Raw genomic sequence first — 16,362 nt, forward strand, 5'->3', positions numbered from 1 at the left:
TTGTTCATGCTTCGACCGATTCTTGTCACAGGCGGCGCCGGATTCATCGGCAGCAACTTTGTTCTTGCTTGGATGGCCGAGGAGCAGCGGCCGCTGGTCAACCTGGACAAGCTCACATATGCAGGCAATCCGCTGACGCTGGCTTCGATCGAGCACGATCCCCGCTATACGTTTGTGCACGGCGACATTGCCGATGCCGAGCTGCTGAAAGCATTGTTTGCCGAGCACCGGTTCAGCGCCGTTGTGCATTTTGCAGCCGAGAGCCACGTGGATCGCTCCATCGTCGGACCCGGCGCCTTTCTGGCCACCAATATCCACGGCACGTTTGAGCTGCTGCAGGCTGCTCGCGCGCACTACGACACACTCACCGGCGAAGATCGGGATTCGTTCCGCTTCCTGCATGTTTCGACCGACGAGGTTTTCGGTACGCTCGAGCCGGAAGACCCGGCTTTCGCAGAGACAACGGCGTATGCACCCAACAGCCCGTATGCTGCCTCCAAGGCGGCAAGCGATCATCTGGTGCGCGCCTGGCACCACACGTACCAGTTGCCCACCCTGTTGACGAACTGCTCCAACAATTACGGGCCGTACCAGTTCCCGGAAAAGTTGATTCCGCTGATGATTACGCATGCACTGGAAGGCAAGCCGCTGCCGGTGTACGGCGACGGGCAGCAGGTGCGCGACTGGCTCTACGTGGGCGACCACTGCCTGGCAATCCGGGAAGTCCTGGCCAAAGGCCGCGTCGGTGAAACGTACAACGTGGGCGGATGCAATCAGCGCACCAACCTTGAGGTCGTCCATACGCTGTGCGCGGCACTGGATGAACTGCTGCCGAACTCGCCCTATCGCCCGCATGCCGGACTTGTTCGCATGGTCAAAGATCGCCCGGGACACGACAGGCGCTATGCCATTGATGCGAGCAAGATCGAGCGAGAACTCGGATGGAAGCCGCGCGAGACATTTGAAACCGGTTTCAGGAAGACTGTAGAGTGGTACCTCGCGAACAGGAAGTGGACCGAAGATGTAACCAGCGGGGCGTATCAGAACTGGCTACAGGAAAACTACGGGCACCGCTCGACCAGTGAAAGCGTAGGTGCTTAATGAAGGGCATTGTTCTTGCCGGGGGTTCCGGCACACGGCTGTATCCGGTCACGCACGCACTTTCCAAGCAACTGCTTCCGGTGTATGACAAGCCGATGGTGTACTACCCGCTGTCAGTCCTGATGCTGGCCAAGATCAAGGACATCCTGATCATCACCACACCTGAAGACGTTGACCGCTTTCGGCAGCTTCTCGGCGATGGGAGCCAGTGGGGCATCCACCTGGAGTACGCGGTGCAGCCGAAGCCTGAAGGGCTTGCGCAGGCTTTTCTACTGGGCAAAAGCTTCCTTGATGGTGAGGGCTGCTGCCTGGTGCTGGGCGACAATATCTTCTTCGGCCACGATCTGCCCAAGATTCTGGAAAGCGCCGGCGCGCGTACCCACGGCGCGACTGTGTTTGCCTACCCGGTAAGCGATCCGGAGCGCTACGGGGTGGTGGAGTTCGACAAGAAGGGGCGCGTCATCTCCGTCGAGGAGAAACCTGCGAAGCCCGCGTCGAATTACGCGATCACCGGGATCTACTTTTACGACGAACAGATTGTAAAGATTGCGGAGCAGATCAAGCCGTCGCATCGCGGCGAACTTGAAATCACCGATGTGAACCGCGTGTACATGGAGCGCGGCGAACTCAACGTGGAGCTGTTAAGCCGCGGCTTCGCATGGTTTGACACCGGTACGCACGACTCACTGCTCGAAGCAGCTAACTTTATTCATACGATCGAACACCGGCAGGGCCTCAAGATCGCCTGCCCTGAAGAGATCGCATTCCGGCAGGGTTGGATCACCGGCGAACAGCTCGAAGCCGTGGCGAACCGTATCGGTAAAAGCAGCTATGCCAATTACCTGAAGCGCATTTTGAAAGAGCAGATCGTGCTCGAAGAGCAACATATCTGAACGTGCACGGTGCGATGAACATGAAGAAAGATGTTGTTCTACTGCTCGGCGCAAGCGGCCAGGTGGGTACAGAAACGCTTGCGCGGCTGCAAGGCACATGGCAGGTAATCGCTCCCCGCAGCAGCGAACTGGACCTCACCGATCTGGACGCAACGCGCCGGATGATCCGCAGCACAAAACCGCGCTGGATTGTGAATGCTGCGGCCTACACCGCGGTGGACCGCGCAGAGTCAGAACCAGACACGGCGTTCCTGTTGAACGCCGAGGCTGTGCGGATCATGGGAGAGGAAGCGCGCGCACTCGGCGCAGCAGTGATTCACTTCTCCACGGACTACGTCTTCGACGGAACAGCACGCGCACCGCGGCAGGAAAACGACGCGACCGGACCGCTGGGCGTTTACGGGAGCAGCAAGCTTGCGGGCGAACGAGCTTTGGCGGACACAATGGCTGCCCACTTCATCTTTCGTACCAGCTGGGTGTACAGCACGCACGGCAAGAACTTCCTGTTGACCATCCTGAAGCTGGCGCGCGAACGCGCCGAGTTGAGCATCGTTGCCGATCAGATTGGAGCACCAACCTCGGCACGTACCCTGGCCGAGCTGACACAGCATGCGATGCTCCGATCGGAAGCCATGGCTCGCGATGAAGCATTGTCGCTGCCCGCGGCGGTGGAGCGCATCGGTGGTTTGTACCACGCGTCGAATAGCGGGGAAACGAGCTGGTATGGCTTTGCCATGGAGTTCATCGAGCTTGCACGAAGCATGGAGATGGAAGCGGTTGTGCGCGGTTCGCGCGCAAGCCACGCACCGCACTTCGCAAAGCTCAAACCGATCACAACCGCTGAGTATCCAACGCCGGCAAAGCGGCCCTTGGACTCTCGCATGGAGTGCACCCGGCTTAGCGAAAAACTGGGGTTCACCATGCCTTCCTGGAAGAAGGCGCTGCGCGAGACCATGGAAGAACTCGTGCGCGAACCGCAGTACCGCACCACAGAAGCACTGGCCGGCCGGGACTAACGTACGCTGGTCCCGACTGCGGGCATGCCTGTGCGCTTGTGGCTGCGACGGATCGTACCTGGTGAGATCTTGCTGGCAGCGAATGCCGGAGTGCTCCGGAAGCCGCTAAACGGCTGGCAGTTCCGCGTCCTGGAGCAGGCTGCCGGCAGCGTCCTTGCCGGAGACGATCGGCTGCCGGGCAAGCGTCCCGAGCGGCCACTCGATCGCCAGGGTGGCATCGTCCCAGCGCACACAGCGCTCGGCCCCGGGCGCATAAAAGTTCGTGGTCTTGTAGAGAACCTCAGCTGCGGCAGACAACACCAGGAACCCGTGCGCGAAGCCCTCGGGAATCCAAAGCATGTTCCCCTCCTCGGCTGTGAGGTGAAAGCCTGCCCACTTACCGAACTCGGGAGAATTCCGGCGGAGGTCTACAGCGACATCCCAAATATGTCCGGAAACAGCACGCACAAGCTTGCCCTGCTGCTGCTGCACCTGGTAGTGCAGGCCGCGCAACACACCTTGCCTGGAGTAGCTCTGGTTGTCCTGAACAAAACGAGAAGGCAGCGCACCCTGCTCGAAAACGGAGCTGTTGAAGACCTCGGCGAACCATCCACGTTCATCACTGAAACGCTTGGGCTGCAGCAGTTTTACATCGGAAAGGCTTGTGTTCAGAATCTGCACTCACTGATTAGAGCAAACATACGACGCACCCATCAACTCGGCTGTGGGCAGCCCCCTGAGCGGCGGCATCGCAAACGCGCGCCCGGAACCAAGGGTCAGCGCAGCGCGCTTGGCAGTTTGTTCCCCGACCGACAACTGCCTACAATGGGCATGGCCGGCGAGTTGAAGGAGATACCTTGTCTTTGATCCACAGGATCCGTGAGCGGCTGGCGAACGATCCACGCCTTGCCAGCATTCTGCACGGAAGCTTCTCCGGCCTGGTTGGGCGCGGCGCTGGACTGCTCATCAGTGCTGTCACGCTGCCACTCACCCTGCGCTACCTGGGCCAGCTGGAATACGGGGTCTGGGTCACCATCAGCACCTCGGTGGTGATGCTCTCGGTGTTAGACCTCGGCATTGCCAACACCCTGACCAACCTGGTATCCAAGGCGTATGCGGATCGAGACGATGAGCAGGCACAGCGCTACATTGCCACTGCTTTCTGGCTGACCATGCTGGTTGCCGGCTGCATCGGGCTAATCGCCTACTTCTTCTGGCGCGTCGCGGACTGGGGCGCTATCTTCCATCTTGCGGATGCCCAGCTTGTTGCACGCGCCAAGGCATGCGTCGGTATCTCAATCTGCTTCTTTCTCGTCGGACTTCCGCTCAGCCTCGCGAATCGCGTCCTGTCCAGCTACCAGCAAAACCATCTCGCCAACTACTTTGCGATGATCAACAACTTCCTGGGGCTCGTTGCCATCCTGGTTGTGGTCGCGACCAAGGGCTCCATCGTCACATTGATGGCTGCATTCTGCGTTGCCTTGCTCACCGGCACCACGCTGCTCAACGTGTGGCTCTTTGTCTGGCACAAGCCGGCGCTCAAGCCTCTGCCGCAGTTTGCCCAACTTACCTTGGCACGCAGCTTTGTTGGAGATGGCCTCCTCTTTTTCATCCTGCAGCTCTGTAACATCGTCGTCTTCCAATCGGACAATCTCGTCATTACGCACTATCTCGGGCCGAGCGAAGTCACGCCATACAGCGTAGCCTGGAGGCTCATCAGCTATGCGAGCCTGATGCAGGGCCTGCTGACTCCATCGTTGTGGCCCGCTTTTTCCGAGGCTTATCACCGCCGGGACCTGGACTGGATGCGCAGGATCTACCGCAAGGCGAATCGTGGCAGTCTCCTGTTGGTGGGCGCCATTGCTCTTGCCATGGCACTTGGCGGCAGAACGATCATCCGTATCTGGGCGGGTCCTGCAGCGGTTCCGGGGGCCTTGCTGCTCTGGTGCATGGCGCTGTGGGCAGTACTCGTCTCCGCTACAACGAACCAGTCGATCGTGCTGACCGCAACAGGAAGGCTTCGTTTGGAAGCTTCGGTAGCGGTTGCCGCAGCAGCAGCCAATCTCTTTCTTTCGATCCATCTCGTCAAGGTGCTCGGCCCGGTTGGAGTCATCCTGTCTACAATCCTGTCCTTCCTGATCCTTATGCTGGGACCGCAGGAGTTTGAGGTGAGGCGCGTGTTGAGCGGGAAGTACCTGAAGTCGCCATTCTCGCCTCAAGAGGCAGAAGCCCATGCAATCCACTAGCCTGCGAACGGGCGCGGCAACTACCGTTGACGATGCGCCCGAGCGGCCACTCCGCATCTCCGTTGCCATGTGCACATACAACGGGGAGCGTTACCTGCCGCAACAGCTTGCAAGTATCCTGGCCCAGTCAAGGATGCCTGACGAACTAGTTGTTTGCGACGACCGCTCCCAGGATCAGACACTGCGGCTCCTTGAGGAATTCGCACGGCATGCGCCTTTTTCAGTGAGGGTGGTCGTCAACGAAGGGAACCTCGGCTCTACGAGGAATTTTGAGCAGTGCATACTCCTGTGTACCGGCGATCTGATCGCCCTGTCGGATCAGGATGATGTCTGGCATCGTGACCGGCTGGCTGTTTCGGAGCAAAAGCTGATCACCTCTTCCGAAGCCGGCCTGGTGTTTTCTGATGCGACGTTGATCGACGAGGAAGGGCGCACACTGCCGGCTAAGCTCTGGGAGAGCATCGGATTTGCGGAAAGCTCCAGGCGAGCACTGCACGAGAAGGACTACACGCTGTGCCTCAGGACTCGTTTTGTTACCGGGGCAACGGCCATGTTCAGGACCAGCCTGCGGGACCAGTGCCTGCCCGTCGGGCGTGGCTGGATTCATGACGAGTGGATAGCTGCAGCCACGCCCCTGTTCGCTGAGATCGAGGAGATCAATGCGCCTCTGATCTGCTATCGAAAGCACGCGGCCCAACAGATTGGTCCCGTTCAGCACCCTTCGCTCGTAGCTAAAGCAAGAGCAGACTGGATGCAGCTTTGGGGAGAGCAGGTAAACCATTGGAGTCGCCTCGGTGTCGCGGCGGCGGCTGCGCGAGCGTTGTGCGGCCACTTTGCCGAACAGCAGCTGCCGGCAAAAGGCACAGCTCGCCTCGGGCAGTACCAGGCGGTTCTTGCCTTCCTTGAGTTTCGCCAGCGACTTCCTCGGTCACGCGTGGCGAGGCTGATTCCCGTCCTGAAAGCACTATCGCGCTATCGAAAGCATGCAGGCGCTGCTCACCTCAGGTTTGCCGGCTTGGGCGATATTCTGCGAGATCTTCTGTTTAGAAAGTGAGTGCAGTCGCCATGCTCACCCGTTGAAGATGGAGAGCCGCATGTCTTACGACGTTAGCGCTGCTTTGCACCACCCATGAGAAGATCGCGGGAAAGCATACGCCACGCAGGCGCAGACATATTCCGGTACTGCGCGAAGTGGCGCACCAGGAATAAAAGGCGCGGGATCGGATGCGTGGGCGCCTCCGCTCTCATCCTGAAGAAGGAAGCCGCCCTGCCGATCTCAGCCGTCCACTGCTCGCGTGTTTCCAGTTGCGGGCTTTGTTGAACATAGGCAAGCAGAACCTCGAGTTCACTCGCCATGTTGGCGTACGTCGCGCGCTGTTTGTGCCGCATCTCTGCCACGCGACCCATCACAGACACTTCGCCGACCCCGAGTTGCTGCGAAGCATGCACGCGATACTCGGTCAAAAGCTGCGCGGTAAACAGCGGCTTCGACCAGAGCACACTCATCCAGGTGATCCATCCGTCGTGCACCCAGGACGTGGGGATGGACTTGAAGTGGCGCAGCAAGGAACGTCGGAACAGCATTGTTGCCCCGGTCACGACGGGCCGCTCCAGCAGCACTGCGCCGGGATCGTGCGCGAACCGCTCGCGGACCTGCTCGGGAAAACGGAAGGACTGCCACAGCAAGCCGCCGGTCGGCTGCGAGGTGTCATCGATCAGCGAAGCGTCGCTGAAAGCCATACCGGCGCCGGCATCTTCGTCGAGCAACTTACCTAGCCGCGCAAGCTTCTCAGGCACCCAGCGGTCGTCCTGATCGCTGAGCGCAATGTACTCGCCCCGGCACAAGCGGATGGTCTGGTCGAAGTTTCTAGTCGAGCCTAACTGCTGGGCATTTTGATGAATGCGCACCGGGAAGCTGCTCGTGCGCGCAAATGCTTCCAGCATCTCGATGGTGCCATCCGTGGAACGGTCATCACTGATCACCAGTTCCAGCGGCTGGCGCGTCTGAGCCGCAATTGTGTCCAGCTGTTGCTGAAGAAAGCGCGTTCCGTTGTATGTGCAAAGAGCAACCGAGATCGTCGGCTTCTGCATTTCTTCAGACCAGGTCATGTTCGCTTCCTGTTGCGTGTAAGAGTGATGCTGAGCGCCTCGCGAAAGGGCGGCCCTTCAGGCCCATTGCGGAGAGTGTCGCGAGGGTTGCATAGTTCACGCCCGCGATGGGGTGAAAGATCAAAGGGTTGGTGAGACCTGCTGCGAGCCAGAAGGCCAGCAGCAAGAGCAGGCTCACCTGGTCACTTAGGTGGAGCGAACTCTTCCACCAGAGTGCCCGATAATAAAAAGCGCCAAGCACGATGAAGAAACACATACCGGCAAGGCCGATCTGTGCCGGCAAAGCCAGCAACTGAACCTCGTAGGAGGCACGCCCTGCTTCTGTCGTGCCGCGGATGTCTTCCGTGGTGTAGCTGCCAAGCCCATGTCCGAAGATCGGAGCCTCTATAAAGAAATGCTCCAGTGCCGGTATCTGCGCATTGCGCTGCTGGTCAGACCCGCCGGCGACCTCTGTTGAGAAGCGCAACTTGTACACCGCCACCAGCGCCGGAAGGCTCGCCAGGATCGTCAGGCCAAGAACTGCGACCAGAACAGCCTGGAACTTATCGCGCTTGCCGAGAACCAGGCCCAGGAAAAAGGCGAAGGCAGTGAACCCCCAAAAGTAGCGTGAGAAGCTGAACAGCACCGAGGCAAGTAGCAGAACGATCATCAACGCGGCCCAGATGTGGCTGATACGGAGGCGATCGCGGTAGCGCAGAAGTATAAAAATGCAGATGGGGATAAGTTCGTCGGAGATGAACTGCACCCGGCCAAACAGTGCACCCAGGTCCATGGTCATCAGCTCGACACCGAAGACCGTGTCGAGCCACAAAACCATCTGGACCACCGGGATACCGCGCACCACGGCATACACAATCAGGCCGATCTTGAGTACCGCCGTCGCAAGCTCCGAGTACAGGATGAGCTTAAGGAAGGCCAGGCGTCGAACATCTTTCTGGTCGCACGAGACACCGGCCAGCCAGCATAGAAGCAGTGTCAGCAGGATGTCTGTGTACTGGCGCGCAACACTGGGCACGCTGAACCCGTGGCTCAGACCGAGGATCATCCATCCGGACAGGATGGCCGGGACTGCCAACAGCAAAGCCAGCTGCCCTGCATGCGCCTGCCTGCGCTGAAACAGAGCGTAAGCTGCCAATGGCAGCAATCCTACATAGAGCGGGTATTTGAAGTTGACACCGTAGATCGAGCCGCCGGGCAGAAACACCGTGATGAAGACAAACGTGTAGAAGAACCAGTCGAACGCCTTGTCCATGAGCGAACTCATGGGGATGTGGCGGATAGAACTCCTGAAAACACTCACGTCCACGATGGTAGCGCGCCTCAACCCTGCTTAAGTGGCCAGCGTTTCCGGCCGTCGGGCCTGCTGTATCAGAACCCACACGGCGCCGCCCAGCAGCCCGATCAGCAGACCGATGAGCATGATGATCGAACGATGCGGCCCGGACTTGAGATCGGGCACGGTGGCGCGATCGAGCACCTGCAAAGGAGCATCCTTCGCCTCATCCAGTCGCGCAGCCTCGTACTGTTTGCTGATCACATCGAAGAGAGTCTCGTGATACTTCACATCGCGTGCGCGGCGGATATACTCCAGTTCCAGGCCCGGCGCGCGTGCCGCAGAGAACTCCCCGAAAGAAGCCTTGCTGGCCCCGGATTGCATGCGCTTGACCTGCGCCTGCAGGCTGCTGATCTCACTGCGCATTCGCAACACATCCGGGTTTTCGTCCGACTCCCCCATGAGCAGCCCGGACAGTTGGGTCTGACGCTGCGTGATGGCGGCATTCAGCTGTGCAGCCGTCTGGATCGCGGAGCTGGTCTGGACACCCATGGCAATCAGGCCAGTGTGCTCTTCTGACTGCTTCAACGCGACCTCGGCATCCGCCAGATCATCCTTCTCCTTGGCGAGGCGGCGTTCGAAAAACAATCTTCTCTGGGAGCTTTCGCTCAGGGAAAGCTGGCCAGACGTTTGCTGCAGCGCGTCTAGATAGCCGTTCGCGAGATCGCGCGCACGTTGCGGGCTTCCATCCGTAACAGTAATGGTAACAATTGGATCTTTCGAGCCCAGCTCGAACAGGGTTCTTTGTGCCAGGGCTTTCTCGGCGATGCTTTCCTTCTTGACCTTATAGACCTGCTCGAGATTGAAGCGATCGACCATGTAACGCCCGATGGTGTGGCTCTTTAAGATGCCGACGTACAGGTCTCCCTGGCTCCGGCCGCCCAGGAGGCTGGCACCCCCACTCAAGGCTGAGAGCTGCCCCATCAGCGCGGCTGAACTGGACGCGCCGCTGGATCCGGGGGGAACAAAGGAGGTAGTGGCGGAGAAGCTGGGAGCAAGAGAAAAGGCAAGAGCCGTCGACAGCGCCAGCGTCACCAGTCCGCAACCAAGGATCAGCCGTTTGCGCTTCAACAGGATCGCGACAAAAAAGCCGAACGAGAGCGCCCCGAGCCCATGCAGCGGAGAAGCCAATGAGGGGTTTGGCGCTTCAGTCTCGTAAATTTCCTTCATCTGCGTATGATTCTATCCTCGCCGCGCTTGCCGCTTCACGAGCGTATCTGGATGCAATCCGGAGCGCAACCCGGCTGATGATTGCCATAACGCCTGTCGCCGGGGTCTTTCGCGCGGAATCCATCTGCCTGCGAAGGTCTCCCGGGGGCGTGCCTTCGCAAGCAGACCGGCTCACCGGGCAAATGACCGCAGGCGCCGTTTGCGCGAGGCGAAAGGAGCGAACTCAAGGATCTTTGCCAGGCTGCTTGATGGGACCCGCACATGCGTAGGTGGCCGGTACACGCCGAAGCGCTTCTGCGCGAGTTCCCACTCGAGCGAGGCGTCCGGCAGGGATACGGGCGAGTCGCGCAGGGCATGCACGTAGCAGCGATCAAGGTTGGGCGGCTGGTAGGCACGATCTCCCGCAAGCCGGGCTATGAGGCTGGGGTGCAGCAGGGCTCCGTTCGCAATCTCGCGACGATGCGCCAGCGGCATCAGCTGCCAGTGGGAACCACGCTCGTCGATGTACCGGTGCGGCAGGAACTCCAGCACCCACCAGAATCCGCGCAGCGACTCGTGAAGGCGTGTAAACGGTGGGGGCGACGCGTGGAGCACCTCGAGGTCAGGATGCCCGGGCGCGGGCTTCCCAAGAACCACGTCGCGCTTGCCATTGTCGGTCAGCAGGCCATCGCTTTGTGCTTCTTCCAGAATCCACTGGAACGCATCGAGAGCCGGAGCACTTTCGTCCTGCAAGTAGCTGCCGCCGACATCGGAGTGCACCCCGGCAAAATGCGCCTGCACGATGTCCTGCCTGGTGCCCTGGGCGGCAAGCAGCGGCGTCTCTTCGGGTGGCAATGGGTCGCCCCAGGGGTTCTTCTGGAAATAGCAGCGGTGCTCATCAATCGAGATGGCATGCCTGCCTTTCCGGACCAGTGGGTTTTGCCCATCGAACAGCAGGCGCACCGGATTGTAAGCCCAGCCGATGGAGGACACGGTATCCCAAACGCCCACGAAGTGAATGGTGATCTCGCGCGAAAAAGTATCGCGAAAGGCCGCCGCGAGCGGGTCGGTGCCCAGCCGCTTCCTTCCGCGTGCGTAAGCTTTTCGGCTGGCATCCGAGAACATCTGCAGCAGGTAGGCCAGGTGCCCCTCGTTCCCGGGACAGAGAAGACCATACATACTGAGGGCACCCGTCAAAGCGCGCACGGTATACGCGCCCCGCGAAAAGCCGAAGAGGTAAACCCGGTCGCCCGCGGCATAGTTACGCATCAGGAACAGGTAAGCGTCCTGCAGGTTGGGGATAAAGCCCGCGGCCATGGTCAGGCCGGCGAGCTGGGAAAGCTTCTTTCCGACCCGGGTGCTGCGATGCGGAGAGCCCATCGTCCCGACGCCGGGATGGTAGTAGGTGACCTGCTCCCGGTTTTCCTTGAGGCAGGTGTAGAGCCGGACGACGTTGGAGTTCGTTTCGCAAAACTGATTGCCCGTGCCATCGCAGCAGATCACGATGTTTTTTCCGACTGCATTTTCGACGCTCATGGATGCCGCCTTTCCTCCATTGAAGTGGCGTGGCGCTCGCGCCCACAGGGACACGCACGGTTGAAAGCAGGCTCGGCGAGCGACGAGCCTGGTCCGTCGGACAAGCGATATGGGGGAGGTACCAGGAGCCGGGGGGGCGCCTCGGGGAGCCTGGCTCACTCCGTGTCTTCAACGGAGGTGGTCAGCGCCAGGTCGACGAGCCTGCGATGGGGACCGCGTTTCTGGTGCACGCTTCAACTCCCTGCAATCAGCTTGAGCGCAGCGAGGGAAGGCTGGAAGAAGTATTCGCCGCCCCTGGTGGAAACGAAGTGCTGCAACTCAATCGACTGCGGCGCTGCGCCCGCTTTGAATGGACACACCAGGGGCGCGGGCGAGACCTGCGACATCACCGGGTCGACGCCATCGCCGGGCTGGGGGAAGTCGGGGTTGTTGACCCACGCATTCTGAACGAATTCAAACTGTGCAGCAATGCTCTTCTGGTAGGCGAGAAAAAGCAGGCCACGCTGTTCGCCGTCCTCGTGGAAGGTGTCGCCCAGGCTGCCGTTTTCAGGGATGGGCACTTCTGGTCCATACGGAATGCCGCGGCGGATCAGGCGGTGCGTCTGGGTCGCGCTTTCATGCAGGGCGCTGTTCGGATCGACGGCTCCCGCGCTGGTCAGAAACTGCTCGTCCCGCGGGTATGCCTTGCGCACGTGGCCCGAGCGCGGCACAAGGCTCCCGGACAGATCCTCCCCATACTCGAAGTCGTTGATGTGCTCGGGCGACAGCAGCGCAGGGTTCGACCTGGATGGGTCGCCCAGCGCCGTGCCTGGGCTGCCGCTCACAGGGTCAGACAGCGCCTCCATGGGGCAGCCGCTACGAAAGCGTCCGACGATCTTGGCGCCGAGCACCTCGGGATCGATTGCCAAGGTCCTGGCGGTCGCGCCAACGCTGTTGCGAAAGCCGGCAACATCCTGTGCCAGTTTGCGGAAGACCAGGAACGATCCATTGCGCGTCCAGGCAGGTCCCCCGCTGCTCACGGGTCCAGGGTCAGGGTTCGGCCCGTCCCAGGTGCCCGCCGGACGCTCGGCGATCTGCGTGGGGTACCCGAGCACAAACTCTCCAGGCCAGAGCAGATCCTGCCCCGGGATGCCCTGCGCGGTAGTTTGCGGCGGAGGCGTGTGCGTCGAGGGGGTAAAGCCGCGTATCCCCGGCTGCGAGATGCCATCTTTGAAGCCGAAATGCTCGTTGCCGGAACCACTCACCGGGTTCTCGCCACACTCGTCGTGACACAGCGTCATGCCACTGCCCGGCAGCGTCGCCAGCAGTGTGGCAACATTGGCTTCCAGCGTGGCCGCAACGTCGGCGGCAAGCATGACCAGCAGGTGCAAGTGTTCGCGGTCCTGCGCCCATTGCTCCCATTGCGCCGGAGCGTTGCCATCCAGATCGCCGATGATAGCGGCACGGGCGCTCATGCCTTGCCGGAAGTCTTCGGGAAGCTGTGCCACGTCCGCTGCCTGCAGTTTCACCAGCCCCGGATAGTTGAATGCGATGTTGAGCCATGCGGCCACCGGCATGTTCTCTTCCCTGCCCTGCTGCCTGCGGCGCTCGGCTTTGTACTCTTCGTTGAACGCCTTGACCGCAGGCGTGAACGAAACCTGCCCTTTCGCGACAAGGTCACGCAGCCATCGTCTGGCGGAGTCTGCGTCGTGAATACTGAGAAACAGAAAACGCTGGTGATCCTTGTTGAAGCCGGCCAGGATGTTTCCCTGGATCTCTGGGAGTTCCAGGTTCGGAGTGTCGGAGAGGGTCCCGACGGGCGCGACAGACGCAGCGGCCATGGCAAAACCTTTCAAGCGGAGATAGGTACCTTACTTACACAAGCGCCAGTGAGGGGGAGAAGGTGCCAGCCGCAGGGATGGCGGCACGCGGCGTACCGGCCGGGCTGCTGGTTTGCAGTCTGGCCGGACGCAACATTGTTCCGGCGTACGTGTTTCACAGTCTGGAGGAATCACTCAAGGCCTGCTCCGGCTGTGCCTCGTCAGGAAACAGAAGCGCCCGCGGCCAGGATGGCTTCCGAGTAGCAACCACAGCACGACCTTCTATCTCGCAGTTACTTTCGAGTGTTGCGGGATTTCGCGGCAAATGCCCTGAAATGTAACAGTTGCTTTGCGGCGTTGAGATCAAAGTCCGGCGGCATCTATCTCTTCCTGGTTTTCGAGTGATAGGCTGCGCACTGGACACGGAACGCAGTGGGGACGAGCTCCGAAGCTGCACATGGATATCAGTGAAAATGAGCAAGAATCGAAGCGTCATGACTGCGGCATTCTGTGGAACGGCTTTTCTGACTTTGAATGGCTGCGGCTTTGTGAGGATCCCCCTCGTGGTACCGCCCCAGCGCATCCTGTTTGTCGGAGACGGTTTTACCAGCGCCCAGTCCTCCCAGGTACAGCAGTTCAATAGTGGCGGCACGCAGAACGCGTCTACGGGCTCTTCGCTGGTCGTCGATGAGAACTACGGTCAAACCGGTGCGCGCGCTGAAGTGCCGTCTGGCCCGTGGGGCGGCGTCCCTGGTATTTTCGCCGGACTCGCTGCAGAAGCGGGACTTAACTACGACGTGCATATCGAAGCGATCGCAAGCTCCACGCTGGCCGCCAACTACGCGGCCGCACATTCAGTGGTCAACCAGTCCAAGTGGGACTCGGTAGTGCTGCAGGAGAACTACGCCAACCTGATCCCGGCGCAGCCTTTCCTTCCAACGTACGCCGGCAGCCCAGGCTCCTTCTGCGACAGCGTGCAGACAATCGAACAGGGTGTGCACGCGGCAGCACCCAAAGCCAGCGTCTACCTCTTTGAACCGTGGCCCAGTCTTGCGACAGCTTTGTCGGTGAGCGGGCCGCCCGACTCCACCGCGTCGGCGAACACCCTTACCGCTACCCTCGGCAACATCGGTGTCCAGTATCACGATGTCTATTACCGCGCAGCGGAGCTGGACGGGAACATCACCGCTGTCGCTCCTGTTGGAGAAGCGTGGGTGCGAGCGGTTGCCGCAAGCACAGGGATGGCAACACAACTCTGGTCCGGACCGCAGCCCCTGGAAACACCGGACAACAATGCGCAGGATTACGTGTATGCAAGTACGCTTGGCGCCTATCTGAGCGGCCTTGTGCTCTTTCAGCAGATTACCGCTGTGGATGTCACCACGTTCGGTGGCACTGAGGTAGTCGCACAACAGCTTGGTATCTCTTCTGCCAACGCTATCCTGCTGCAGGAGTTAGCCCAGACGGCGATCAAGGGAGCGAGCTCAACCCAGATTGCAAACCCCTATCTGCCGAACGATCCCTGCAGCTACCGGTAGGAGGGCGCACCTAAATCGTACAGGCCCGGCAAAGCTCTTGGGATTTCCACTCTTGACTTCGCAGTCTGCCGCGCCTGACAGTATCCGTGACGTCGCCTTAAGTTCGACACGCGATGTATGTGAGCGTGCATGATCTTTCTGCGTGCGCACGGAGGCGGTATGACGTTTGGCAACGACGCAGGTCTTGCCGATGGCCGCGCATACCTGCTTTGTTTGTGCGCCGCGCTTTCGAGACTTGCACGATCCACCACGTTGCGACTGCGTCGCTGCGCGGCTTGTCCCGTTCAGCCATCCGCAGGGCATCGCTGCACAGGGCGCGCGCGGACGGTAAGCAGGGGTGCTTTGTTCCTGCTTGCGCTCGGCCCCTCGTGGTGCCAGGCCCAAACAGCGCCCACACAATGGGTCGCCTCGTGGGCAGCCGCGCAGCAGACGCCGGAGCCGCGCAATGCCCTGGCCGCGCATGACTACCGCGACATGACCCTGCGCCAGATCGTGCATCTTTCCGCAGGTGGAGCTTCGCTTCGGCTCAAGCTCTCAAACGCCTTTGGAACGGCGCCGCTGCACCTCACCTCCGTTCACGTGGCGCAAGCCCGCTCTCCGGCAGACAGCGCCATCGTTCCAGCCACGGACGCTTCCCTGTTGTTCAGCGGCCAGGCTGACGTGACCATACCGGCGGGTGCAGAATACTGGTCGGACCCGGTTCCGTTCGCGGCTGCTCCCTCGTCCGACCTTGCCATCTCGATTCACTATGACGAGGCACCGTCCGCGCAGACCGGGCATCCCGGATCCCGTGCCACCTCGTACTACGTGCATGGAGAGCAAGCGGCACAGCCCTTTCTTGCATCCGCGATCCGGACGGAACACTGGTACCAGATCGCTGAGGTGGATGTGGCGACCGGCAGCCGGTCCCTGAGCGTTGTTGCTTTCGGCGACTCCATCACCGACGGGCACGGAGCCACAACCAACGCGAACGACCGCTGGCCGGATGTGCTTGCGAGCAGGCTGCAGGGCGCGCCGGAAACAGAGCACGTGGGTGTTGTCAACGTCGGGATTGGTGGCAACCGGGTGCTGCTGGACGATCTTGGTCCGAACGCACTGGCCCGCTTTGATCGCGATGTGCTTGCCCGCTCGGGTGCTGCTGTCGTGATCGTCCTCGAAGGCATCAACGATCTAGGAACCCTGACCGCGCACGGCGAGGCGAGCGCTGCCCAGCACGCCACGCTTGTAAGGAATCTGCTGGGCGCTTATCAACAGATGATCGATCGCGCCCACGCCCACGGTATCGCGGTGATCGGCGGCACGATCCTTCCCGATGGGAACTCGAACTACTATCACCCCGATGCGCAGAGCGAGAGCGATCGCACGACGATCAACCAATGGATTCGCACACCCGGGCACTTCGATGAGGTTGCCGATTTCGATCACGCTGTCGCCGACCCTGCGCACCCGGGTCAGCTGTTGCCCGCGTTTGACTCCGGCGATCACCTGCATCCCTCTCCGGCCGGCTACCAAGCGATGGCGCAATGCGTACCCGTGGACAGAATGATTTCCCCTCATGCGAGCCTGATTCCCTCGGCCCGCGGCAATCGCCGTTCCAAGTCAGGAGACTAAGTCATCGCCATTGATCGACTGAAACAATGCCAGCTGACGGCACGCAAAGGCA

13 protein-coding genes are annotated in these 16,362 nt (G+C 60.6%); 7 read left to right on the top strand and 6 right to left on the bottom strand.

Annotated elements, in window-relative coordinates; genetic code table 11:
• The first annotated feature begins 6 nt into the window (after positions 1–6).
• The 3 genes from rfbB to rfbD are packed head-to-tail and all read left to right on the top strand — an operon-like array spanning position 7 to position 3,010.
• Positions 7–1,101 carry a dTDP-glucose 4,6-dehydratase gene (gene rfbB, locus D1Y84_RS03140; RefSeq protein ID WP_124847228.1) on the top strand — a complete coding sequence of 365 codons (1,095 nt, stop codon included), beginning with the start codon at positions 7–9 and terminating at the stop codon, positions 1,099–1,101.
• Positions 1,101–1,994: a glucose-1-phosphate thymidylyltransferase RfbA gene (gene rfbA, locus D1Y84_RS03145; RefSeq protein WP_124847229.1), complete on the top strand. Its 894-nt coding sequence runs from the start codon at positions 1,101–1,103 to the stop codon at positions 1,992–1,994. Before rfbB ends, rfbA begins: the two co-directional genes overlap by 1 nt.
• Before the next feature lie 20 nt (positions 1,995–2,014).
• Positions 2,015–3,010, top strand: a complete 996-nt coding sequence (rfbD, locus tag D1Y84_RS03150; protein WP_124847230.1) for a dTDP-4-dehydrorhamnose reductase — start codon at positions 2,015–2,017, stop codon at positions 3,008–3,010.
• Between the two features lie 105 nt (positions 3,011–3,115).
• Here the strand turns inward: rfbD and rfbC are convergent, their stop codons facing one another.
• The gene (gene rfbC, locus D1Y84_RS03155; RefSeq protein WP_124847231.1) at positions 3,116–3,670 is read right to left on the bottom strand and encodes a dTDP-4-dehydrorhamnose 3,5-epimerase; all 555 of its coding nucleotides are present in this window, start codon (positions 3,668–3,670) and stop codon (positions 3,116–3,118) included.
• Between the two features lie 176 nt (positions 3,671–3,846).
• Between rfbC and D1Y84_RS03160 the strand changes: the two genes are divergently transcribed.
• Both D1Y84_RS03160 and D1Y84_RS03165 read left to right on the top strand, forming a co-directional pair.
• Complete coding sequence (locus D1Y84_RS03160; RefSeq protein WP_124847232.1) at positions 3,847–5,235, top strand: lipopolysaccharide biosynthesis protein; 1,389 nt, start codon at positions 3,847–3,849, stop codon at positions 5,233–5,235.
• A complete protein-coding gene (locus tag D1Y84_RS03165) occupies positions 5,222–6,289 on the top strand; it encodes a glycosyltransferase family 2 protein (protein WP_124847233.1) in 1,068 nt (355 codons plus the stop codon). The genes D1Y84_RS03160 and D1Y84_RS03165 overlap by 14 nt, the downstream gene beginning before the upstream one ends.
• A gap of 53 nt (positions 6,290–6,342) precedes the next feature.
• Here D1Y84_RS03165 and D1Y84_RS03170 read toward each other — a convergent pair whose 3' ends face one another.
• From D1Y84_RS03170 to D1Y84_RS03190, 5 genes are all read right to left on the bottom strand, one after another.
• Positions 6,343–7,344, bottom strand: coding sequence for a glycosyltransferase (locus D1Y84_RS03170; protein WP_124847234.1), 1,002 nt, complete (start codon positions 7,342–7,344; stop codon positions 6,343–6,345).
• The gene (locus tag D1Y84_RS03175; protein WP_124847235.1) at positions 7,331–8,596 is read right to left on the bottom strand and encodes a hypothetical protein; all 1,266 of its coding nucleotides are present in this window, start codon (positions 8,594–8,596) and stop codon (positions 7,331–7,333) included. The genes D1Y84_RS03170 and D1Y84_RS03175 overlap by 14 nt, the downstream gene beginning before the upstream one ends.
• 78 nt (positions 8,597–8,674) lie before the next feature.
• Positions 8,675–9,847 carry a GNVR domain-containing protein gene (locus D1Y84_RS03180; RefSeq protein ID WP_124847236.1) on the bottom strand — a complete coding sequence of 391 codons (1,173 nt, stop codon included), beginning with the start codon at positions 9,845–9,847 and terminating at the stop codon, positions 8,675–8,677.
• Positions 9,848–10,018: 171 nt separating this feature from the next.
• Positions 10,019–11,362: a DUF2235 domain-containing protein gene (locus D1Y84_RS03185; protein ID WP_124847237.1), complete on the bottom strand. Its 1,344-nt coding sequence runs from the start codon at positions 11,360–11,362 to the stop codon at positions 10,019–10,021.
• 233 nt (positions 11,363–11,595) lie between these two features.
• The gene (locus D1Y84_RS03190) at positions 11,596–13,182 is read right to left on the bottom strand and encodes a hypothetical protein (RefSeq protein ID WP_124847238.1); all 1,587 of its coding nucleotides are present in this window, start codon (positions 13,180–13,182) and stop codon (positions 11,596–11,598) included.
• A 452-nt stretch (positions 13,183–13,634) separates the two neighbouring features.
• Between D1Y84_RS03190 and D1Y84_RS03195 the strand changes: the two genes are divergently transcribed.
• Together D1Y84_RS03195 and D1Y84_RS03200 are read left to right on the top strand one after the other, a co-directional pair.
• Positions 13,635–14,699: a hypothetical protein gene (locus tag D1Y84_RS03195; RefSeq protein WP_124847239.1), complete on the top strand. Its 1,065-nt coding sequence runs from the start codon at positions 13,635–13,637 to the stop codon at positions 14,697–14,699.
• A 342-nt stretch (positions 14,700–15,041) separates the two neighbouring features.
• Positions 15,042–16,310: an SGNH/GDSL hydrolase family protein gene (locus D1Y84_RS03200; RefSeq protein WP_233581050.1), complete on the top strand. Its 1,269-nt coding sequence runs from the start codon at positions 15,042–15,044 to the stop codon at positions 16,308–16,310.
• The last annotated feature ends 52 nt before the right edge of the window (positions 16,311–16,362 follow it).

This window comes from Acidipila sp. EB88, from assembly GCF_003858395.1.
Classification (GTDB): domain Bacteria; phylum Acidobacteriota; class Terriglobia; order Terriglobales; family Acidobacteriaceae; genus EB88.